Source organism: Cyclobacterium sp. L-R, from assembly GCF_056859355.1.
This window is the reverse complement of the sequence record NZ_JBSXOH010000023.1, coordinates 12938-37006: the sequence shown is the minus strand read 5'-3', so window position 1 is coordinate 37006 and position 24069 is coordinate 12938. Positions and strand designations below refer to the sequence as shown.

Sequence of the window (24069 nt, the reverse complement as noted above, 5' to 3'; positions counted from 1 at the left end):
AAGCTACATTCTACTGGTTTTGTCCGGTCGGATGTTTTTTTTTTATAAACGAATTACAAAATGGAAATAGAAAAGCAAAAAATGGGGCTGATCCCTCAGCAACAAAGAAACTGGCAAAACAGACCCGAGTGGTTTTTCAACAGAGACCATACAGACACCTATGAACTTTGGTATGAAGGCCGCTACAAAAGGGCTGAGATTTGGCAGAAAAAAGTAATGGAACAGTTGGTAACCAAGGACAAAAGGGTGAAAACCTTATTGGAATTTGGTTGTGGCACCACCAGATTTACCAGGTGGTGGAAAGAAATAGGCATAGAATCTACTGGTGGAGACATCTCTCCTTTAATGCTATCTCAGGCCATCCATTTGTTTGATGGGGATCTGGTAATGGCTGATTCTCACCACATGCCCTTCAAAGACAATACTTTTGATTCCCTTGCCTTTATCACCACTTTCGAATATTACAAAGATCCTGTTAAGGTCATCCGTGAAGCAGCCAGGGTTGGAAAGTATGGGATTGCCATGGGTATGATGAACAAGAACTCCCCCAAAGTACTTCGCCGCAGGGTGCAACAAGTTTTTGGAAAGAACCCTTTTTATGTTACCGCAACATTTTACACCCCAAAACACCTTATCAGGATTATAGAGGAGGCCTTGGAAGGAAGAGATTACACCATTTCCTGGTCTTGTACCGGCTTACCAAAATGGTTTCCTGTTCAGCAATGGAATATGCCTTATGGAGATTTCTTTGGTCTGTATGTGCAATTTAACGACGTTGAATAGATGAGCGAAAAAGCCGGAAAGATTGATGAAAGATTATTGGGTGACTTTATAACCTCCAATTGTGGGACACCCAATAAAAAGGTACTTGTTGGGCCGGGTTTCGGTATTGACGTATCCATTGTAGAGTTGACTGAAGGACAAGCCATGGCGCTCACCAGTGATCCGCTTTCTCTAATCCCAAGCTTGGGCTTACAAGAATCCGCTTGGCTTTCTGTGCACCTGATGGCCAACGACATGGCCACTACTGGTTTCGCACCACAATTTGGGCAATTTGTATTGAACCTTCCTGCTACTTTGAGCCAGGCTGATTTCAAAATTTATTGGCAATATGTGCACGAGTATTGTTCCAAGTTAGGGGTTGCCATTACAGGAGGCCATACGGGTTTTGTAGAAGGTCAAAATTCTACTATCGCAGGAGGAGGCACATTTATATGCATCGCCCCAAAAGATCAGATGCTGGCGACTCCTAAAGCCCAGGCTGGGGACTGTATTTTGGTAACAAAAGGGGCCGCCATCTCGTCTGCTGCTATTTTGGCCATGAGTTTCCCGAAAACAGTAAGCAACAAACTCGGCAAAGAGGTATATCAAGGAGCTTCGGATTCATTTTACCAAACAAGTTCTATCAAAGATGCACTGACAGCCAGAGGAAATGCAGCCGAAAACAATGTCTCAGCCATGCATGATGTCACCGAAGGTGGCGTATTGGGCGCAATCTATGAGTTGGCCAGTGCAGCCAACTGTGGGGCTGTCATTGAAGAGGATTTGATACCTGTCGGAGCAGTGCAGGAAGCCGTTTGTCGCCTTTTCTCCCTTGATCCTTTGCATTGCATTGGAGCAGGTTCCATGATGATTACTTGCAAAAAAGACCAGGTAGAGAAAATAAAAAGTCGCTTGGCGAATGAAAATATTGCCTGTGCTGAAGTTGGCCAACTAACCGCTGCCGAGGAAGGCATTTCAATCTTCAAACAAGGAGAAAAAACGCCAATGATTTATCAATCTGTAGACCCTTACTGGGAGGCTTTTTTTAGTGCATATAAAAACGGATGGCAATGAAAAAACTAAACTTAAAAGCAGATAAAAGTATTTACTTGGTCATTGATCCTTCTGACAAGCCTGAGGCTGTGCTTTTTCCTATTTTGGAACAGTTGTTTACTTTCCCACTTGCTGCTGTGCAAATTTGGGATCATTTTGGAGAAGGTCAGGATGAAGTCGCATTTACAAGTAAAGTCGTGGAATTGGCTTCGGCTTATAACTTCCCGATTTTGGTAAACAACAGATGGGATTTACTCAAAGTGGAAAATGTGGACGGCATCCATTTGGACAGTCTTCCATCGGATTTATCTTCCATCAGTGCATTTTCGGTAAAAAATCACCTGGTAGGACTGACCGTAAACAATGACCTGGAATTGATCCGACAGGCCTTCAAGCTTGGGATGGATTATGTATCCTTTTGCTCAGTTTACCCTACCAAGACCACCCAACATTGTGATTTGGTAAGCTTCGATTCTATCAGAGAAGCAGGTAAAATCACGGACATGCCCCTATTTTTGGCTGGAGGAATCAAAACAGGACATCTTACCGAGCTTCAATCTCTTCCCCACTCGGGAATTGCTTTGATTTCGGGGGTGATGCAAATGGAAAACCCTGTGGCCGCATTGCAAAATTATTTTAATCACTACAATCAAAATAACGATGAGATTATCAACCATTAATAAATTGTGTTGCCCTTTTGATAAAGCCGATCTAGAATTGACAAGTATTACAGAAGATACAGAGAAAAGAATTCTAGAAGGCTGGTTACACTGCAAGGAATGCAAAAGAATTTACCCAATAGTAAAAGGCTTACCCATAATGAATCCGGATGAGTACAGAGAAGTAGATCTAGAAAAACCATTGCTTGAAAAATGGAGCAAACACCTAGAAGGGAAAACGGTTCAGAATTTTCGCTTGATCGAAGGAAACTAAGGGCTATAGTCCATAATCATTTTACCCGGGCAATGTAATTACTAGGTATTTACATTGCCCGGTCACTTTTCTTTTTCCTTTACCCCTACCCTTTTCTATTTTCATTTTTACGGACTTTTTAAATATTTACCCCTCCCATTCCATTAACCACCGCCCTACAACTCCAAGCCAATTCAGTTTCTACTTCCATCTGAAAAGGCAGATCCATACTGAATTTGAAATTTATATTTCCAGACAGCCACTCTGAATAACAATATCGATTATTGTAACTTAATATTTATATTGAGGGACGGAAAGAACACCTGTTTAAAATTATATGCGATTAAAAAGACCTAGAATTCGGCGGAAAATCTTGTTTACACTGGAAAGGCAGTTGGTAAAAGGGGCACAATACCAGCTTTTAGTTGTGGCCGCCTTGATAGGTATGATTTCAATTATAGGTGGTCTATTGGTGATTCCTACCGATACCCCTTCACAATCTTTGGGCGAGGCTGTATGGTGGGCATTCCTAAGGCTCACAGATCCCGGTTACCTGGGAGATGATGAAGGCAATTGGCGTCGTTTTATTTCCACCCTGCTCACAATAGCGGGTTATGTGATATTCCTAGGTTCACTGGTAGCCATCATTACCACTTGGATGAACAGAAAGATTCGCCACTTAGAACAGGGCCTGACCCCAGTAACAGCCAATAACCATTTGGTCATTCTGGGTTGGTCCAATAGAACCATTCATATTGCCGCGGAAATTTTTCAATCCTCTGGGAGATTGAAAAGAATGTTTGAAAAATTCAACATTAAAAAACTAAAACTGATTGTCCTTTCCGAGGAGGTAGGTCCCTTTCAAATGCAGGAATTGAAGGACAACCCGATGATTGGTCGCCGTGCACACGAAATTATTTTGCGCACAGGAGTGGCTATAGACAGGGAACATTTACGAAGAGTGGATGCGCTAAATGCCGCCGTCATTATTATTCCAAGTTTGGCCTATGACCGAAAAGAACTGATCAATCCAGATGTGGAAACCATTAAATGTCTGCTTTCTTTAAATGCGGAAGCCAGGCAATTTAACTTCACAACCCTGCCTTATGTCATCGCTGAAATCCAGGACGATCATAAGATCAACGCCGCTTACAGGTCTTATAGCGGACCCTTAGAAATTATTGGTAGTAATGCAATTATTAGCCGTTTGATGGCGCAGAACATACGGCATCCAGGACTTTCGCAAGTGTATAACGAGCTACTGTCTCAGTTGGTTAAAAACAATATTTTCACTCAGGAATTTCCTGAAACCATTAATCACCCGATATGGGCTGTCAAAAAAGCCTTTACCAAAGCCATTGTTTTGGGAATAGTTAGAGAGGAAAACGACACCTTTATTCCTTACTTGAATACGGATGAAAATGAAGTCTTAAAGGAGAAAGATCAGTTGATCCTGATAGCCAGGAATTTTTCAGACCTGGAATTGGATATGGACTTAATAGAAAAAGACAGGGTGCATCTTCCTAAGAAAAAGGCCTTAACTGTAGAAGAACAAACGGGAGTAATTAGAATTTTAATATTGGGGTGGAATGAACATGTACCCTCTTTAATTGAAGAGTTGACTACCTATGAGGATGAATCCTACTACATTAGGATCGTCTCCTTAAAACCACTTCAAGAAAGGAAGAAGGATTTTGGCATGGTAAACGAAGAACACGAAAGAATAGTTATAGACCATGTTGTGGCGGATTATATAAGGGAATCCGTCATAAAAAGAATTGAAGCGGAGACCTTTGAACATATTCTGATGGTAAGTAGTGATAGAATGGAAGAAGAAGAAGAGGCTGATGCCAGGACCATGGTAGGTTTTGTTTTATTGGAAGAAGTATTGGAGAAATCCGTAAAAAGCCCCTCCATCTTGTTGGAATTGGCAGATCCTAGTAACGAATCTTTGTTAAAACCTTTCCAAAGTGAGGTAATCATCAGCCCAATGATTCTAAGTCACCTTCTGGCAAGTGTTGCCATGCAACGGGAGTTATATAGCATATACAATGAACTTTTTACTGTTGGAGGTCCTGAAATTATCTTTCGGAGCATTGAAGAGTACGGTATCAAGGTACCTATGGCTACATTTTCAGAATTAGAATCACAGGCTTCGTCCTATGGCGAAACTGCTTTAGGGGTGTTTATGCAAGGAGAAAAGGGAAAAAGGTTGGTATTAAACCCATCAAAAGACGAATCAATAAATCTCTCCGAAATTGATAGCCTAGTCATTCTTACCACTGTTTATTAAATGTAAAAACAGGCAGCATACCTTCTATTAGGTAATTGAAACACTTCACCTGATTAATTTAAAGGATAAAGAAAATTCAATTCAATCCAGGATAAGATTAGCCACTTTGAATTTAATATAATTCAAAAAAGCTACCGATATTAAACCCGAATATGCAATAGACATTCTATTACATAATCCGGGTTAAAGAGATACTTAATGGGATTTTAATTTCCTGACATTAAGTCTTTACAAATTTCCATTTTCCTTTTCTAAAAAAATACAATGCCACAAGTGCGTGAAGTGAATGACACAAGGCGATGGTAATAAAAATACCGAAAGTATTGAGTCCGTAAATTATTGCCAGGTAATACGCCAAAGGAATTTCCAATAACCAGAAAATACTTATATTAATGTATGCAGGAGTTTTGGTATCACCCGCACCATTGAATGCCTGCACCATCACCATTCCTACAGCATAAAAGACATAACCTAAAACGGTAACCTTTAAGCCTGTTGCGGCGATGGCTCTTACTCCCTCATCCTGAGTAAAAATACCAGCCAGAAAATCGGCAAAAAACAAATATATAAGCGTCACTGTGGCCAAAAAGATAAAGTTATACCTAGCCGTAAGATAAGTGGCAATTTCTGCACGAAAAGCCTTTCCAGCTCCTAAGTTTTGCCCTACTAGTGTGGCCGCTGCTGCAGACAAACCCCAAGCAGGCATCAGACTGAAAAGTAATATTCTAAAAGCAATGGTGTATCCAGCAATTGCCACACTGCCAAATTCAGACGCGATTCTTGTGAGTACTATCCAGGCAGCGGAATCTACCAAAAACTGTCCCATGCCTCCAATAGAGATATTGATGATTTTTTTAAGTGTTTCCCACCGAACCAGAAGATTGTAAGATTTGATAACCAAGCGATGCTTTCCATTTAGAAGGTGATACATCTGGTAAACAACACCTATACTTCTACCTATTGTGGTTGCCCAAGCAGCACCTACTAAGCCAAGCCCTTCGATGGACCCAAGGCCAAATATCAATAATGGGTCAAGAATAATATTCAGGCCGTTAGAAATCCACAATGCCCGCATTGCCAAATGAGCCGATCCTGCCCCTCTAAAAATCCCATTGATCAAAAACAAAAGCATCACTGCGGTATTTCCTGCAAAAATAATCCTAGTGTAAGCAGTTCCTGTTACCAATACAGTTGATTCTGCGCCCATCAATCGCAAAACATCTTCTGCATAAATAAAGCCTGCAATACCCAATGCCACAGAAACCAAAACCCCTACCAAAAGCAATTGGAAAGCTAGGGTACCTGCTTGTTTGTACTTTTTCTCTCCAAACCTTCTGGCTACCAGAGCAGTGCCAGCCATGCTAATACCTACTCCAAGTGAATAAATTATAGTCAATACAGCTTCTGTCAAGCCTACAGTTGCTACAGCATGTTCGCCAAGCCTGCCTACAAAAAAAATATCTACTACAGCAAAGAGGGACTCCATGATCATTTCCAAAATCATAGGAATTGCCAAAAGAAATATCCCCCGCTTAATCGGTAGTTTGGTAAAATCCTGCTCGCTACCACGTATGGCGAGTAAGATCAAATCATATGTAGAAATTAGCTTTTTCATGAGGGAAAACAATTACCTAAATAACCGAAAATTTAATTAATATAATCCCCTCAGGCAGTTAAGTTTTTCAAACTACTGTGCAATACCAAGTAGAAATAAGAATCAGGCAAACTGGTCAACAGATCGCCTAATTCCTCTAAGGAGGTGATTTAAACCAAAAAATAACCAAATTTTGCTATGGTTCAGGTTAAGCCCATTGAAGTTTTCCTTGTGACAATCCAACTAAATTTGCTACCCTATACAAAACTCTAGCCCCAACATTGGCATCCCATTCGTCATCCCCACTACCAGGTGCTACTTCTACAAGGTCGAAACCTATTATTTCTCTTCCTGACTTTACCAGGGTTTTGATTAAATACATTAATTGCTGAAAATCCAATCCTCCTGGTACAGGAGTTCCTGTACTTGGACACAAATTTGGCAATAAGCCATCAATATCTATGGTGAGGTATACTTTCTCTGGCAGATCGGCAATAATTCTTTTGCATAAATCACTCCAGTTAACACCTTGATACATTTCTTCCTTAAGTTGGTTGTCTGAAAACAAAGACACCCTACTTTCAGATTGGATATAATCCCATTCCTGCTCACAAAAATCCCTGATTCCAACCTGAACAAGTTGCTTAACCTGCGGTAACTTCATAAAGTTGTAAGCTATAGACGCATGAGAATATTCAAAACCTTCATAAGCGGGCCGCAAATCTGCATGGGCATCAATCTGAAGGATTCCAAAAGAATTGTGGGTATCAGCCATGGCTTTAATCAAACCTAAAGGAGTACTGTGGTCTCCTCCCAATAAGCCGACAAGCTTACCTTTCTCCAAATGTATTTTTGATTGCTTGTAAACCCAATCAACCATTGATTCACAGGCAGCATTGATACCTTCAGGATATTTCTCAAATTGCTCCCTCACCTCTTCCGGTTCACCAGCCTCTAACCATTGGATATAAACTTCTGCTAACAACCTTTGCTTTTCGCTTGCTGACCTCAATTCTTCATCTTCGGGCAACATAGAAATCCCCATCTTCCAGGCTTCCGGAATATCCTCCTGAAAAAGATCTACTTGAGCAGAGGCCTGAAGAATCGCTTGAGGGCCATTTGCCGTACCCTCGCTATAGGAAACAGTTACTTCCCAGGGAACGGGGATAATTATCATTTCAGCCTCTTCGCTTGAAAACGGTAAGCCAAAAAGCTGACCACTTACCCCTACCCCATTTGGGTCAAAATTTGATATAACAGTAGATTTATCTGTTGTTGCCATGCCTTTGGTTTTATAGAATTCAAAATTAAAAATTAAGAATGAATTTATTGGAGAATTTCTTCGAGGATCCCACTATTTTTTGAAATATGCTGCCATTCATCTAAATGAAAAACAATTCTTACCATCATTCCAGGAGAAAAGAGCAAATGATCCTCCCCTGTAAGATAAGCGGCTAAATGACTTACGCCTGGATTATGCCCCACCATCATCACATGATTGTCCTCTAGTCCAAAGCCTTCTAGTACCTGAAGTAAAACATCCTTATCCGCCTGATAAATCTCATTGACTACAGTAGATTTATCTATGTCCAATTTATCCGCTAGTATTTTGGAAGATTGCTGACATCTATTTGCAGGGCTATAAACCAAGTGATTACAAATCTGCCCATTGATTTTCAATATATTCGCCAATCTTTCCAATTGGTCAATTCCAGGTTTTGTAAGGTTCCTTTTATGATCCTTGGTATCAAAACTTGGGGCCTCGGTAAGGCCATGCCGAACCAATAATAATTCCTTAGCCATATGCTTGTTTTAATCTACAAAATGAAAAATAAATATGTGTAATTTTTATCGGCAATAAAAATTGCTTTGAATGATTATTTGGAAGAGAATAATATGACATCTATTTTTAGGACTTGAATTGTGGAATTTTACCTGATCCCATTTATTTTTATTTTTAAAGAAACTTACCATGCCAAAGAATTTAGTTATAGTCGAGTCTCCTGCAAAGGCCAAGACAATAGAGGGTTACCTAGGGAAAGACTTTAAGGTCACCTCTAGCTACGGGCATGTACGAGATCTCCCTAAGGGCGAAAATGCCATTGATATAAAGAATAAGTTCAAACCGACTTATGAAGTTACCGCCGATAAAAAGGAGGTAATTAAAGAACTAAAAAAGCTGGTAAAGGGTGCAGAGACAGTTTATCTAGCTAGTGATGATGACCGCGAAGGAGAGGCAATATCTTGGCACTTAAAAGAAGTACTAAACCTAAAAGATGAAAATACCAAAAGAATAGTTTTTAGAGAAATCACAAAGTCTGCCATCACGAAAGCTTTAGAATCTCCGAGAACCATCGATTACGATTTGGTAAATGCACAGCAAGCCAGAAGAATCCTGGATCGATTGGTAGGATTTGAGCTTTCCCCTGTGTTATGGAAAAAGATCAAAGCAGGTCTTTCTGCGGGTAGGGTTCAATCAGTAGCTGTTCGTTTTATCGTCGATAGAGAAAGGGAGATAGAAAAATTTAAACCAACCGTTTCCTTTAAAATAACAGCCCTATTTGATGTAGAAGGTAAATCACTTCAAGCTGAATTACCAAAGAAATTTGAAACAAAAGAAGAGGCAGAAGAATTTTTAAAAAAATGCCTTAATGCAGACTTTTCTATTAAATCTCTGGAAACCAAACCAGCGAAGAAAAGTCCAGCTCCACCTTTTACTACTTCTACTCTACAGCAAGAAGCAAGTAGAAAGTTGTATTTCTCTGTTGCTCAAACAATGAATATTGCCCAGAAACTTTATGAATCGGGTAAGATCACCTATATGAGAACTGACAGCCTTAACTTGTCAGAGGATGCATTGAAAGATGCTGAAAGGGAAATTAAAACAGCTTATGGGGATGAGTACCATAAGAAACGTAAATTCAAATCCAAATCAGAAGGCGCACAAGAAGCTCACGAAGCAATCAGGCCAACTTCCTTTGCCGAGTCAAATGCCGGTAAAGACAGGAATGAACAACGCTTGTATGAATTGATTTGGAAAAGGTCTATTGCCTCCCAAATGGCGGATGCCCAACTAGAGAAAACAAATGTATCCATTGCTATTTCCAATGCAGATCAAACCTTAAGTGCAAGTGGTGAAGTTATCAAATTTCAGGGATTCTTGAAGGTTTATTTGGAAAGTACTGATGATGAGGATGAAGAAGAAACTACCGGAAAAGGTTTGTTACCTCCTTTGACAGTAGGACAGCTCTTGCATTTGATTGAGATGAAAGGACGCCAATCTTTCACCCGACCATCAGCAAGGTATACAGAAGCCTCCCTGGTGAAAAAACTAGAGGAAATGGGAATAGGAAGACCTTCTACCTACGCCCCTACTATCTCCACAGTACAAAAAAGAAATTATGTGGTGAAAGAGTCTAGGGATGGAATCCAGCGAAAATACATAGAAATGACCATCCAAAATGGTACATTTAAAGAGGCAGAAAAAACAGAAACTACAGGTACAGAGAAAAATAAGCTATTCCCTACCAATATCGCAATGGTAGTGAATGATTTTCTAGTAGAGCATTTTCCAAATGTGATTGATTTCTCTTTTACCGCCAAAGTGGAAAAAGAATTTGACCACATTGCTCAAGGCGAGCAACCTTGGGAAGAAATGATTCAAAATTTCTATGGTAATTTCCATTCCAAGGTTGAATTGACAGAAAATATCAAGAGAACAGATGTTAATTCCAGCAAGGAACTGGGCAAGGATCCCAAAACCGGAAAGGTAGTAATAGCCAGACTTGGCAAATTTGGACCGCTAGTCCAAATAGGAGACGCAGAAGATGAAGAAAAGCAATTTGCCAGTTTGCGCAAAGGGCAATTTATAGAAAGTATCACTTTGGAAGATGCAATGGAACTCTTCAAATTACCTAGAGATGTGGGTATGTTTGAAGATAAAAAGGTTGTTGCCGCCATAGGACGTTTCGGTCCGTATATAAGACATGACAGTAAGTTTGTTTCTTTAGGAAAAGAATACGATCCCCTTTCAGTTACTCTAGAAGAAGCTATTCAGCTAATCAATGACAAGCGTGAAGCTGATGCCAAAAAGCACATCAAATCATTTGATGAAAACCCTGAAATACAAGTCCTTAACGGAAGATGGGGACCCTACATTAAAATGGGAAAAAGCAATTTTAAAATACCGAAAGACAAAGAAGCTGAATCACTGACCTTTGAGGAAGTCATGAAGCTTATTGAAGCGCAAGGGGATACTAAAAAGCCTAAACCAAAAAAGGCTGCTCCGGCGAAGAAAGCCCCGGCAAAAAAGAAAACAAAGAAATAAACTTAAAGGAGACAGATTCAAATCTGTCTCCTTTTTTTTACCCTTTGCATTGGAATTTTTCCCGTCTATTTTTTCTATTATATTATAACTCTTATCCTAATCCAAGTAATAATTACAATTGGCCTATTATTTGATGGTATTCAATCGAACTTATTACTAAAAAATGGCCTGCTTGACGACAAGGTATCAGGTTTGTTTGATGTTCTTTTTAAGGAAGCCATTTAATTTAACTCCAAACACGAAATCAATTTCTGAGTAGTTGGACCTATTCTTGTCTATTTATGGAATGACCATAGAATTAAGTTTTTCTTGAACCCTGATTATGTAATAGGATTTCTCCGTCCTGACAATAGTCAGGGGTTAAGCCTGTCCCGTATTTACGGGAAGTGGTGTAATCACAAACAATCAGGCTATTTGGAGACTGAGTCATAGCACCGCTATGGTGAAGTCGAAAATAGCAACGAAGTGACTGATTTTAAAGTGATTCCATCACGTAATAGAAGGTCTATTGCATATTTCGGGTTGAATCAATGGTTATCTATCGCAATTGATAAGTCCACAAATCGCTACAAATTGACTGTTTTGAAAGTAATTCCGCTACGCAACAGAAAATCTGATGCTTGTTAAAATTTAAAACTAAGGTGTACAATGAAAAATAAAATCGCATTATTTAAAAAGTTCAGTAGCTCAAATATAAGAAAGACTCCTTTCCTAATGTTAACACTTTGTTTATTATCTATATTTCCAAATGGGCTAATGGCCCAAATTCAGGAAGGTCTCCCCAAACCTACTGATCAAATAGACCTCTCCGACACCAGTGATTTGGTTATTTTCATAATCCTGCCAATTTTAGTGCTGATTTTATACCTATTCTGGAGAAAATCAATGAAAAAAAGAAAAAATAAGGGGGACCAATAAGAAATTATTCTTAAAAATACAAAAGTGAAGGTTATTCAGATATCTCAGATACTGAAAAACCATCACTTTTTCTTGTTAAACCCGGATTATATTATAGGATTTCCTGGCCCTGACGATAGTCAGGGGTGATGCCTGTCCCGTGTTTACGGGAAGTGTTGCAATCGCAAGACAATCGGCTGTTTGGATATTTTAGCATAGCACCGCTATGGTGAAATTGAAAACAGCAACGATTGGGTATTTTAAAGCGATTTCTGCACGTAATAGAATGTCTATTGCATATTTCGGGTTAAATTAAATATGGATCTACTGATCTGTTTTTCTTAATTGTTTCTTAGCTTATCAATTAATTCCTCCTTCTTCAACTGACTTACCCCTTCTAAACCGATTTCCTTAGCCTTATTGTAAAGTTCTTCCCTTGTCCATTCTTCATAGGGAGAAGCTTTTCCGCCTTTTTTACCCGTTTCCGTATTTGGAGCATTGGCTATTCTTGCGGATTTTTCTTTACTGTATCCTTTATCCCTAAGGGCTTCATATTGGGACTCGTTTTTTATAGTCTTCATTTTTTCCTTCGGCATAATAGTATTATTTAAGCGTTATCTCTTCTGTATTTATCAGTTTCTGAGGTCACTTCTTTATCAGCATTTTTTGCCCTATACAATTTATCTTTCGCAGCCTTTTCATCTTTTTTATCATTTACCTCAACATTCTTTAAAGGCTTTTTAGAAGCCTTACCATCCTCTGCTTCATTTTGGGCTTCTGTAAAGCTGTTTTTCTGGAAATCATCATGTTTATTGTTTTTATTATTCTTTTCCATCTTTATAATTTTTGTTTTATTATAGGTAAATTATAACCAAAATCATTCCAAATTGAATTTGACCGCTATTTTCACAGTAAAATTTCACCCTAAGTCCCTTTTTATTTGTTTATCCTTTCACAAGGAAATATATTCACGGATCAATAGTTCAGAAAAATTTTAATTAAATATGAGAAGTAACTTAAAAAATTCCAGAAGAACCTTCATAAAAGGGAGTCTTTTGGCGCTAGGAGGTATAAGTATTGTACCCCGACACGTTTTGGGCAAAGGACATCTGGCCCCCAGTGACCACTTAACAAAAGGCATAATCGGAGTTGGCGGCATGGGCCGAGGCCACTTCAATTATGCAGGAACTAAAACTGTAGCCATTTGTGATGTAGATACACGTCACATTGGTATCGCTCAAGAAACACTAGGGAAAGGTGTCAAAACTTTTGCTGATTATAGAGACCTAATCAAGCTCCCGGAAGTAGATATAGTACACATTGCCACCCCTCCTCATTGGCATGGAATCATGGCTGCTGATGCTGCTAGAGAAGGAAAAGACATATGGTGCGAAAAGCCAATGACAAGGACTATTGGTGAAGGCAAGAAAGTCATGGAAGCTGTAAAGCAACATGGAAATGTTTTTAGATTAAATACCTGGTTCCGCTTTGATAGCAATTTTTACGGTATGAATACCGAGGTAAAAAACATCAAAAAACTAGTGGATTCCGGAATGCTTGGCTGGCCTCTTAAAGTAACTGTCGGTAAGTTGACTGGATTCGATTGGAAATTTTACTGGGTTGGGAAAACCGGATTGAATGAAATGCCGATTCCTAAGGAGCTAGATTATGACCGTTGGTTAGGTCCAGCACCTTATAAACCTTATAACGAGCATAGAACCCATGGTACTTTTAGAGGATATTGGGATTATGATGGCGGTGGACTTGGAGACATGGGACAACACTATTTGGATCCGGTACAGTATTTCCTCGGCAAAGATGAAACAAGCCCTGTCAAGGTAGAGGTTGATGCACCACAACAACACCCTGAGGCAGTTGGAACATGGAGAAAGATCACTTATACCTATGAGGATGGATGCCAGATCGTCTTAGATGGAGAAGGTACTACAGAAGCTCCTTATATAGAAGGGCCAAAAGGTAAACTCTATAGAGGATTTAAATCAGATATTCCTAATATGGAACGGAAACTGGCGCAATTCCCTGATCCTGCTCCTCAGGTGACGGATTTTGTAGATGCAGTAAAAAACAGAAAGAAATTTGCGCTTAATGAGCAGAATGGATTTCGCTCTTGCACCTTGGTAAACATGGGATTGGCAGCCTTGAGACTTAACAGAGATTTGAATTTCGATCCTGTAAAATTAGAATTCATAAATGATGAAGGAGCCAACAGACTCGTGAATCAGCCCATGAGAGCACCTTATACCATTTGATCTAAAACATAAAAGGAATAACCAGTATTATGGAAAAATATTTTATTAAAAGAGTGGCTTTGATACTTTGCCTTTTTGTAGGGCATGTGTTTATAAGTCAGGCGCAAAATCAACTCGATGCGGGAAGAACTACCGCCACTAAAATTGCAGATTTACTTAACCGGTTTCCAGCCAATAACGCAAGTGCTTTAGAAGCGGCTATGAAACAAATGGAAGACTTGGGGGCTAGTGGCATTACCGAAATGGCACTTATGCAGAAACCAGGTGTCAACAATGAAAACATAGAGTATGCTTTGGCCGGCTTTGCATTTTATGCAAGTAAGGATGGCAGAGAAGATTTGGCGAATATGGCTGTAGATGCCTACACAGATGCCATAGGAAAATTGACTGATCCAGAAGCTCAAAACTTTGTGCTGAAACAAATAAAATGGATCGCTAAAGATGGAAATTTAGAAAGCATCAAACCTTATTTGACAAATGAAAGGCTTTCAGGAACAGCATCCAGAGTATTGGCAAATATTGGTTCTTCCAATGCTGCCTCTGCATTGATTGCCGCTCTAAAAGCTTCTAACGACGATGCCCAAAAAGCCAATTACATTGAGGCATTGGGAGATTTGGGAGCAGCGGAAGCTACCGAAACGGTATCCACCTATATAAACTCCAGCAACCCTTCACTTAAAAAAGTAGCCATATATGCTGCTGCCAGCATTGCTGATCCATCAAGTGCAAGCTTATTGTATGCTGAAGCTGAGAAAGCAGGCTTTACTTTTGAGCCAAGCAATGCTTCAGCTCAATACCTAAGGTATATTGACAATTTAGGTGCTAAAGGAAGTAATAAGTTAGCGGTAAAATTAGCCAAGAAACTAGATAAGGCTACAAATGTAAGCCAACACTACCACACCAAAGCTGGAGCTTTGGAATTATTGGTGAAATTTGATCCTGAAAAATCAAGCAAGCGACTAAATAAAGCAGCCCAATCGGATGAATACAGGTACAGAGGTACTGCTTTAGGCTATGTTACCGATGACCAACTTATCCAAGGATTGGAAGGATGGAAAAAAACTTTAAGCAAAGGAACTGATGAAACTGTGGTTGCCATTCTTCAACGCATGGGCAAAGTCCAAAATGAAGCAATTGCGCAAACTATTTTACCTTATCTAAATAGTACCAATGACAGAATTCGTCAAACAGCAATTTCCTCAGTTGTTACTTCAGGTGATAATTTGGCTTTGACACAAATTCTTGATCTATTGGCTTCAGCTAATGATTCAGATAAAATGCAATTGCTAACTGCTTTGCAAACCATGAAGGGAGACAATGTGACATCCGAAATTGCAAAAAGGGTTGGAAATGCAGACAATGCCAATAAAATCGCATTATTAGGTCTTTTGGCTTCTAGAGCAGCAGAAGATCAAATTGATGTGGTCTTTACTGCTACCTCTAGCAGTGACTCTGAGGTAAAATCAGCTGCTTTAACAGCGCTTTCATCAATGGCTACACCAAATGATTTACCTAAGCTGGTTAACCTTTTGAAAAATGAAAGCTCCGCAGATGACTTGAATAAAATCCAAGAAGCAATCATTGTTGCCAATGCCCAAAAAGGGAACCTAGCATCAGAAACCAAATGGGCTATGGATCTATTACCTCAGCTTTATTTGGACAAACAGTTGTACTTGTATAAAGTATTGGCAAAAACTGGTGGTGAATCTGCTTTGAACAAGCTTCAAGACATTTATGAAACAGGAAATGTAAAACAGAAACAAGCAGTTATTGGTGCTTTGAATCATTCAGAAGATCCAGCGGCCACAGGCCCATTATTGCATATTGCCAGAAATGCAAGTACTGATCAATTAATGGACGAAGCCTTATCAGGTTATATTAGGTTAGTCCCTTCAACCGAAGGAACGGCTACTCAAAAAGTATTGATGCTTAGAAATGCGTTGGAGTTAGCCAAAAGTCAAGAAAATATTCATGCGATCTTACGTCAACTCGGTAACTATTCTACTTTGCAGGCTTTACTCGTAGCCGGAAAATACCAGGAAAAAGCTGATTTCCAACAAGAAGCTGCAAGAGCAGTAATGAAAATTGTATTGAACAACGATGCCCTTTTTGGTAGCAAGGTTAAGTCAATTGTTGAAAGAACAATTGAAGTGATCAGCGGACAAGACAGTCAGTATTACAAGACCTCTCTTAAGAAGTTTCTTGATGAAATGCCTAAAGGAGAAGGTTTCTACCCGCTTTTCAATGAAGAAAATTTAGATGGTTGGAAAGGTGTATTCAGTAACCCTATAAAAAGGGCTGAAATGACTGAGAGAACTTTCAAAAGAGAACAGGAAAAAGCCAACGAAACCATGAAAACTGGCTGGATAGCTGAAGATGGTTTACTTGTATTCACCGGTAAAGGTCAGAACATAGCTGCAGAAAAAGATTTCGGTGATTTTGAAATGTTTGTGGATTGGAAGATCACTGCGGATGGAGATGCTGGTATTTATTTAAGAGGAACACCTCAAGTTCAAATATGGGATATTGCCAGAACAAATGTAGGTGCAGAAGTTGGTTCTGGAGGATTGTACAACAACAAAAAACATCCAAGTAAGCCTTTAAAAGTTGCTGATAATCCTGTAGGAGAATGGAATACTTTCCATATTATTATGCAGGGAGAAAAAGTAACTGTTTACCTGAATGGTGATTTGGTGGTAGACGATGTAACACTAGAAAATTTCTGGGACAGAGAGTTACCTATATTCCCAACAGGACAAATAGAACTTCAAGCCCATGGTACCTATGTAGCTTACAGGGATATTTATATCCGCGAGTTAGTAGGAGCTCCAAAATTTGAGCTTAGCGATCAGGAGAAAAAAGATGGTTTTAAAGTTTTATTTGATGGAACAGATCTAGACGAATGGACAGGAAATAAAACAGACTATGTTGTAGAAAATGGTGTTTTAGCTATTTATCCAGGCAAAGGTGGTTCTGGAAACCTGATGACAAAAGAAGAATATGAGGATTTTGAATTCAGGTTCGAATTCAAATTAACTCCAGGTGCCAACAATGGATTGGGCATCAGGGCACCACTAAAAGGAGATGCTGCATATTCAGGTATGGAACTTCAAATCCTTGATGATACAGCTGAAATATACAGCAAATTAAAACCTTATCAGTATCATGGCTCCCTATACGGTGTCAGTGCTGCTAAAAGGGGTCATCTTAAACCTGTAGGTGAATGGAACTATCAGGAAGTAATCGTAAAAGGTGACCGCATTCAAGTTATTCTTAATGGTACTAAAACACTTGATGTGAATATCTCAGATGCCAGAGAAAATGGAACTTTAGATAAAAGAGAGCATCCTGGACTTTCAAATAAAACAGGACATATAGGATTTCTTGGACACGGAGACATTTTATTCATTAAAAACATAAGAGTAAAAAATCTCTAAAATTGATTTTGTAAGAGGGTTTTTGGTCAATAAAGTCAACTAAATATCATGGAATTTTATTGAAATTTCCATCAAAAACATCTTTGAGGAAAACCAATTACCACTGAATTTATTCAAAAGAGAGGCAAAAATATTGTCTCTCTTTTTTTTTACCTTCCCATAAAAATAGCAACTTATAGGTGCTAATTCCTCTTCATCCCCTTCTCCTCCTTGCGAATTCCTAGTCCACCTGAGGCTTAGAAAGATTCATCACTGAGGCACTCCAATTGACCTATTCTCTTTCTCCTTTTTATTGAAAATAGAAACCCTTTTTTATGCATTTTTACCTAGGTGATAGGTTTCGGTAAAAGGTTGGTATTAGGAAAAGTATAGCATTAAACCCGGATTATGCAATAGACATTCTATTACTTAATCCAGGTTAAAAGAGCAAAAACACAAATTTGCTGTATTGCGATTCTAAATAATCACCTTGATTCGGCCCGATTTATAAGCAAATTAAAACAAAGGTAAAATCTGGCATGATTATAGATTAATTTATTATATCCAATTTTATAAAATATTATTGTATAAAAATAAAATTCATAAAACATTTACCTACATTGACTCATTCCAATTCCAAAATATGATGAAAAATTTATTAATCTTATGTTTAATCTTGACTTTACCCTTGCAGGTTATAGGTCAAATAAAGTCGGTCACCTTTTCTCCTGAAAAAAACCAGATCAATTCAGGGCTTCCTTTACCTTCCGAAGAAAGATTTCTTATCGATGGTGTACTTCCTCCAGGTATAAGACGGGTAGAGGTGAAAATTTATAAAGCCAATAAAAAAATAACTACAGCTGAGAGCTATATATGGAAAGCCGCTTACCTTTCAATTCCATCAGCATTTGAAATTTATGTTGCTTACCCATTAAGAAGTAATGAGAATTATACCCTAAAGTTTTTTTACTACAATGCCACTGACACGACCGAAATGTCAGCGGTGAAGGATGCCATTCACACCAATTTAGAAACCTATCTTAATGCAAATTTTGAAGTCAATAAAAAGGGTGTCAAAGCTTTGGTCTCTCAAAAAGCCATGATGGTACAGTTAAATGAAATTGTAAACCAAGGACTTAGCAATTACACCCACCAACTGGATCAGAGCTTCAATGGTTTTAGTGATGTGGTAAAACAGAAAATTGAGCAAGTGCATGGGCTGAAATTAAAAAACGCCAAATTCAACTTATTGAAGAAAGATGACAGTACCAAAGGTACGGACAATGCCTACTATGCCAATCAAATCTTGGCCCAGCTTGTAGCCCTTACAAAGGCTGAAACAGATCAATACCTTCGTTCAAATTTACTGATGTTGGTAGATGTACGTGAGATAGACAACTATCCTACACAGAAAAAACCCTATTACTTACCTATTAACATTGGTTATGCAGGGACCTATTTTGGCGGGGGGTTCAACGATTTAGATTATGGAACCTCTGCTTTTGCAGGTATTTCTGTCCCATTAGGTAATAAAAATTTCACCAAAATATTAGGGAATGCTTCCATCTCTACAGGTGTTTTCTTCTCAAATATGACGGATGGAAACCAAACTGAAATCAGTGGGCCACTTATTGGTAGACCTACTTACATTGGCTTAGGTTACAGCATATTCAGGATTATGCGATTTAATGCTGGAGCAGTATTGACGTCCTCTAATGTCAATTCAAATTTCGAAGATGTAACCGTTTACCCATTCATAGGCTTTAGTGCAGAATTCAATATTTGGTTAGGACTTAAACCTTAAAAGCATGTTTAGAACACTACTCTTCCTAGGCCTGTTTATAGCTCAGTCAGCTAACCTATCAGCTCAATTAAACCCTTATAAGCTGCGAATTGGGGCTGGAATAGGATATTCCAATTATTATGGTGACCTCAGTAATTACCGCTATGGAAAATTTCCAGATTGGAATTCTTTGGGTGAAACTTATTCTTATAATGCCAACTACAACCAATCTCCATCCATTTCTTTATCCATAGAGCAAAGAATAAATGCAAGCTGGGGGTTGCTGCTAAATGGGGGACAATATACCTTGTCCATGAGTGACCGATTTGTAGACACCAATGATGCTTTAAAAATTGATGGACCAAATTTCAATAGGGCTTTAAATTTCAAGACGCGGGTAAAAGACTTGGGTTTAGGTTTTGTTTTTAGAAGCGACAATGGAAAAATATTGCGGGAAAATGCACTTATAGCCCCTTACCTTTCTGTACATGGAGGTTGGTTACAATTCAAACCTAAAGGTGACCTTTTAGATAAGGATGGAAACCAATACGATTATTCACAAAATGAGTTAATCACTGATGGAAACTTCGAAACCGACCTAGGAAAACTTCAGGCCTCTAGCAATAATGGCTATGATGAAAATGCTTTTTATTTGGCAGCAGGCATTGGAATAAGATTTAGGCTAACCAAGCAAATTGAGCTGTATTTTCAATCAGATGTAAAAAGAACAAATACAGATTATATTGATGATGTGGATGGGTCTTCCAGAACTAGCTATGTTGATGAATTTCAAAAATATGCAGCCTATCCTGGAGTTGCTTTAAGCCCTTCTGACAGAATGATCAGAGGAGATGCGCAAAACAACCGGGATTGGTTCTTCAACCATCAATTTGGGCTAAAAATAAGTTTTCTCCCTTCGAGAACAGCCTTCAGAGCCAACACAATAAGCCCATCTTCGACAATAATTCGATCAATCACTGAGATAAAGATTGAATATGAAGGAACGGATTCTTCAAATAACACAGCTTCATCAGAGACAATCATAAACAACAGTGACTTCAATAAGGAAAAGGTGTTAGCACCCGAAAGAAAAGCATTGCCTATTGAAAGCAAGGTCCAAGAAATACCTGCCCAAATAGAATCAAGAACTAATGCTGACAGTACGCTTACATTTTCGGCACTCAATTCCAGAATTAGCGAAACGGAGCAAAAAAGGGATTCGGTGACCATTTGGCAATACCCCTTTAGACAATCCGATCCAGAAATTGTTTACGTTCAAGAAAAAGAGACTGTTTATAGTCGTTACAATCAAAACAATTTGAGAGAACAGAGTGATCCTCAAATAAATGCCCCGTATGTAGCAGCTTCTCCTGAAAGCCAAGTGGCTAATTCCAATATCCTTTATCCCCTACCTTATTATGGTCGACCTTCCGCAGTCAACCAAGCTGCCTATGTTACAGCTCCTATTGGCATGGACTCAACGATGATCGCTGACAGCACCGCACTCGTGCAGTTGGACACTGTAGAAATGAATTCAATCAGTACTGGATTTAAGGCAATACCAGGACAAGGAATTGGCGGGCAAAAGTACAAATTTGAAACACCGGCAAACGTTCAGGGAATCAATTCACAATTGTTAAATTCGAATGAAAGCAAAGCAGCTTTAATAGAAAATGGCCTTTACGCTGAAATTTATTTTGAATCAAATCAGAGTATTTTATCAGAAAATGAAACCTTAAAGTTAGCTCCTTTGGTTAAAATGTTAAACCAAACGCCTAAAGCTATAATATTGGTGAAAGGCTTTGCTGACAATACTGGCAGCACCTCTTATAACCTTAAATTGATAGAAAAGAGGGCCGCTGTGGTTGAAGAAAGCTTATTGAGTCGATTTGGTGTAGACAAAGACAGGATAGAACGTCAACCGGGTGCACTATTGATAAGGGGAGTTCAAAGGAATTCACGGCCAGAAGACCGAAAAGTGGAAGTTCAGGTTTTTTATTAAAGACAATAAAATACAAATAGTACAATGAAATCAGAAATTAAAAATCTTGTTGTCCTAACAGGAGCGGGAATTTCTGCGGAAAGTGGAATAAAAACCTTTCGGGATGACAATGGACTTTGGGAAGGACATGATGTGATGGAAGTAGCCTCACCAGAAGGCTGGAACAAAGACAAGGAAAAGGTACTTGAATTTTATAATTCGCGTAGGAAAACTGGCCTTTATGCCAAGCCAAATGAAGCCCATCTTAAGCTTTCGGAACTTGAGAAAAAGTATAAGGTTACTATTATTACTCAAAACGTTGATGATTTACATGAGAAGGCTGGCTCATCCACAGTACTTCACCTCCATGGAGAGTTGTTCAAAGCACAGAGCACCGTTGATCCAAAATTAGTGTACCCCATTGAAGGCTGGGAATTAAAAATAGGAGATAAATGCGAAAAAGGTAGTCAGCTACGACCCTATATTGTCTGGTTTGGTGAACCTGTACCAATGATGACTTCTGCTATTTCTGCAGTTGAAAATGCAGACGCCTTGGTCATCATAGGCACTTCTATGTTGGTCTATCCTGCTGCGGGATTGATAGACTATACCAGAAAAGAAATTCCTAAATTTGTCATTGATCCAATAATTCCACACATCCCCAGCCAGGAAAATATTTTCTTTATTGAGGAGAAAGCCAGTACAGGTGTGAAAAAGTTGGAAAAACTTTTGAAAAATTGGAAATTTGAGGGCTTATAGGTAAATATTGTATAGTTTTGCCTTTCACTTTTAACTCCGATCAATTGGACACTGAATACAGCAGTACATCAAGGGCCGAAAGTAGCAGAATAATCATTAAGAACTTCATCAAGCTAACGCTGGCGGGCCTTTTTATTGGTTTTTTTCATTCTCATGATTTCTGGATTGGCCTGGTATTGGCCATTTACCTGATATACTCCCTAGCAAAAAGGTGGAAGCGCAATGCTGATGACAAGATGGTGTTTCTGACTGGAACAATTATCGGCGGTGTATTAGGTGTTTGCTGTGAGATCTGGGGCGTTTTTTTTGGTTATTGGGAATACCATGACCTTAGCTTGGGCAGGTCTTTTCCCTATTGGCTGCCTTTTGCATGGGCTTTGGCTTTTACCTATATCTACCAGCTAGAAAAAGATTTAATTTCAGCTTTAAGTATCAAAAAAATAGCTACCAAAATCCTATTGTCAATTGTCATAGCTATGATATTCCCCACTTTTGGTGAAATCATAACCATTAATTTAGGCGTTTGGACTTATTATTGGCCCCTACAGGTATTTGGTGTGCCACTACTAGCGATCTTCTTACTTGTAGTCTTTCATACTGGGGTCAATTTTTTGATGGTTTTAATCTGTAAGCATTTCGGTTGGAAGAACACTGTATTCAACCCTTAAAAAAAACCATAAAACATCTGTTTTATTAAGGGAATATTCCCGAAGCATTAGTACTACCCTATTGCATAAGTTGGATTAGACACATAAAATCCCGACTAACTAAGATCATTATAAAAAAGAGGCCACAGGATCAGCAACCTTATTGCTTTTCTGTGGCCTCTTTAAACCCGGATTATGTAATAGGATTTCTCCGTCCTGACAATAGTCAGGGGTGAAGCCTGTCCCGTGTTTACGGGAAGTGTTGCAATCACAATAAAATCAGGCTATTTGGAGACTGAGTCATAGCACCGCTATGGTGAAGTCGAAAATAGCAACGAAATGACTGATTTTAAAGTTATTACAGCACGTAATAGATTGTCTATTGCATATTTCGGGTTTAATTTACCATTACCTAAATTATAGTGCTTTTACCTGACTGCGGATTGTAGGGTCGCCAAATAAACCCATTTTTGATCTCTGGATTTTAAGCCCTCTAGCATTGCTTCTTGCTCTTTATCTGTCATCTCCATGTCTTCAAATTCCATAGAATTAAAAAACTGAATATAATCCCTGTAAATGTTCATGGTCAAATGAGTAGATTTTGCTTCACTTCCTGTTGGTAGTGCTGTTCTCAAAAATCTCCAATCTTCCATTAGGTCATTGGAGATTTTTTTCTGATGAAGAGGCAAAAATATTTGTTCTTCAGCAGTTTCGTATTCTTGAAATTTACCTTCAACTGCCTTCATAAGATCGAAAGTAGCTAAAATCCCGGGAGTGTATTGGAAATCATCATCCGTTCTCGCCACTTCTAACATATAGCTCCTAACAGCTAAATCCCTCATTTCCAAAGAAGAAGCAATCTTATTTTTTGCTTGTTCTGCACTCATTTCAGGAAAAGCTTGTACCGCACTATTGATCAACTGATTCATGTTGTTCCCATTCATCATCGATACAGGGTCTTCATAATAGGTAACAGTCAAGTATTGGAAGTTTTCCCCTTCTAAATCAGAACCTGATTGAAGTGACCAAAAGTCCCATCCACTGATGTGTCCATCATTCTTTTCTTGTTCGTAAACCTTCTCTAAAAACTCCTTATATTCTAAATAATCCAAAACTTTATTCGGCTCTACTTTGATGAATTCCAAGACCAAAAATTGCTCGTTTTGTCCATAAACATTGACTACTGCCATTACGGATATTAACCAAATGATTAGCTGCTTTTTCATACCTTTTTGTTTTTGGGTTCTTACCCAATATACAAATTTAAAATAGAAAATAAACCGATTATAAGTAAATTTCGCCATTAAAAATATTATAATTGCAAAATAAAAAAGGCCTTTGGAATTCTTAATGTATTCCAAAGGCCTTTAAGGCA

Annotated in this window: 18 protein-coding genes; 12 read left to right on the top strand and 6 right to left on the bottom strand. The window is 38.7% G+C overall.

What is annotated here, in order from left to right; translation table 11 throughout:
- Positions 1 to 60: 60 nt before the first annotated feature.
- The 5 genes from AC13EX_RS01535 (at position 61) to AC13EX_RS01515 (ending at position 5020) form a co-directional block, all read left to right on the top strand.
- Complete coding sequence (locus AC13EX_RS01535) at positions 61 to 783, top strand: class I SAM-dependent methyltransferase (protein ID WP_482891263.1); 723 nt, start codon at positions 61 to 63, stop codon at positions 781 to 783.
- Positions 784 to 1836, top strand: a complete 1053-nt coding sequence (locus AC13EX_RS01530; protein ID WP_482891262.1) for an AIR synthase-related protein — start codon at positions 784 to 786, stop codon at positions 1834 to 1836.
- Positions 1833 to 2495, top strand: coding sequence for a thiamine phosphate synthase (locus AC13EX_RS01525; protein WP_482891261.1), 663 nt, complete (start codon positions 1833 to 1835; stop codon positions 2493 to 2495). Before AC13EX_RS01530 ends, AC13EX_RS01525 begins: the two co-directional genes overlap by 4 nt.
- Complete coding sequence (locus tag AC13EX_RS01520) at positions 2476 to 2748, top strand: Trm112 family protein (RefSeq protein ID WP_048643018.1); 273 nt, start codon at positions 2476 to 2478, stop codon at positions 2746 to 2748. Before AC13EX_RS01525 ends, AC13EX_RS01520 begins: the two co-directional genes overlap by 20 nt.
- Positions 2749 to 3064: 316 nt before the next feature.
- Positions 3065 to 5020: a CASTOR/POLLUX-related putative ion channel gene (locus AC13EX_RS01515; RefSeq protein WP_482891260.1), complete on the top strand. Its 1956-nt coding sequence runs from the start codon at positions 3065 to 3067 to the stop codon at positions 5018 to 5020.
- A gap of 220 nt (positions 5021 to 5240) precedes the next feature.
- On the opposite strand, the gene AC13EX_RS01510 is transcribed toward AC13EX_RS01515, so the two are convergent.
- The 3 genes from AC13EX_RS01510 to AC13EX_RS01500 all read right to left on the bottom strand — a co-directional run bounded on the left by AC13EX_RS01510 (position 5241) and on the right by AC13EX_RS01500 (position 8417).
- Complete coding sequence (locus tag AC13EX_RS01510; RefSeq protein WP_339714481.1) at positions 5241 to 6635, bottom strand: MATE family efflux transporter; 1395 nt, start codon at positions 6633 to 6635, stop codon at positions 5241 to 5243.
- Between the two features lie 187 nt (positions 6636 to 6822).
- Positions 6823 to 7896, bottom strand: coding sequence for an agmatinase family protein (locus tag AC13EX_RS01505; RefSeq protein WP_048643015.1), 1074 nt, complete (start codon positions 7894 to 7896; stop codon positions 6823 to 6825).
- Between the two features lie 44 nt (positions 7897 to 7940).
- Complete coding sequence (locus tag AC13EX_RS01500; RefSeq protein WP_339714475.1) at positions 7941 to 8417, bottom strand: SixA phosphatase family protein; 477 nt, start codon at positions 8415 to 8417, stop codon at positions 7941 to 7943.
- 169 nt (positions 8418 to 8586) lie between these two features.
- Here AC13EX_RS01500 and topA point away from each other — a divergent pair, with 169 nt between their 5' ends.
- Positions 8587 to 10941 carry a type I DNA topoisomerase gene (gene topA / locus AC13EX_RS01495; protein WP_048643013.1) on the top strand — a complete coding sequence of 785 codons (2355 nt, stop codon included), beginning with the start codon at positions 8587 to 8589 and terminating at the stop codon, positions 10939 to 10941.
- A gap of 1238 nt (positions 10942 to 12179) precedes the next feature.
- On the opposite strand, the gene AC13EX_RS01490 is transcribed toward topA, so the two are convergent.
- Entirely contained in the window at positions 12180 to 12434 is a 255-nt protein-coding gene (locus AC13EX_RS01490) for a DUF7218 family protein (RefSeq protein WP_048643011.1), read from the bottom strand.
- Positions 12435 to 12445: 11 nt separating this feature from the next.
- Positions 12446 to 12673 carry a hypothetical protein gene (locus AC13EX_RS01485; protein ID WP_048643010.1) on the bottom strand — a complete coding sequence of 76 codons (228 nt, stop codon included), beginning with the start codon at positions 12671 to 12673 and terminating at the stop codon, positions 12446 to 12448.
- Positions 12674 to 12842: 169 nt separating this feature from the next.
- Between AC13EX_RS01485 and AC13EX_RS01480 the strand changes: the two genes are divergently transcribed.
- The 6 genes from AC13EX_RS01480 (at position 12843) to AC13EX_RS01455 (ending at position 22715) form a co-directional block, all read left to right on the top strand.
- On the top strand, positions 12843 to 14108 hold the full coding sequence (locus AC13EX_RS01480) for a Gfo/Idh/MocA family oxidoreductase (RefSeq protein ID WP_482891259.1): 1266 nt from the start codon (positions 12843 to 12845) through the stop codon (positions 14106 to 14108).
- Between the two features lie 29 nt (positions 14109 to 14137).
- Positions 14138 to 17545 (top strand): 3-keto-alpha-glucoside-1,2-lyase-like domain-containing protein, encoded by a 3408-nt coding sequence (locus tag AC13EX_RS01475; RefSeq protein ID WP_482891258.1) that lies wholly within the window; start codon positions 14138 to 14140, stop codon positions 17543 to 17545.
- Positions 17546 to 18167: 622 nt separating this feature from the next.
- On the top strand, positions 18168 to 19328 hold the full coding sequence (locus tag AC13EX_RS01470; protein ID WP_240477827.1) for a hypothetical protein: 1161 nt from the start codon (positions 18168 to 18170) through the stop codon (positions 19326 to 19328).
- A 4-nt stretch (positions 19329 to 19332) separates the two neighbouring features.
- Complete coding sequence (locus AC13EX_RS01465) at positions 19333 to 21309, top strand: OmpA family protein (RefSeq protein ID WP_482891257.1); 1977 nt, start codon at positions 19333 to 19335, stop codon at positions 21307 to 21309.
- Between the two features lie 24 nt (positions 21310 to 21333).
- Positions 21334 to 22047 carry an SIR2 family NAD-dependent protein deacylase gene (locus tag AC13EX_RS01460; RefSeq protein WP_482891256.1) on the top strand — a complete coding sequence of 238 codons (714 nt, stop codon included), beginning with the start codon at positions 21334 to 21336 and terminating at the stop codon, positions 22045 to 22047.
- 17 nt (positions 22048 to 22064) lie between these two features.
- On the top strand, positions 22065 to 22715 hold the full coding sequence (locus AC13EX_RS01455) for a hypothetical protein (RefSeq protein WP_240477825.1): 651 nt from the start codon (positions 22065 to 22067) through the stop codon (positions 22713 to 22715).
- A gap of 407 nt (positions 22716 to 23122) precedes the next feature.
- Here the strand turns inward: AC13EX_RS01455 and AC13EX_RS01450 are convergent, their stop codons facing one another.
- Positions 23123 to 23920, bottom strand: coding sequence for a hypothetical protein (locus tag AC13EX_RS01450; RefSeq protein ID WP_048644587.1), 798 nt, complete (start codon positions 23918 to 23920; stop codon positions 23123 to 23125).
- Positions 23921 to 24069 lie beyond the last annotated feature (149 nt).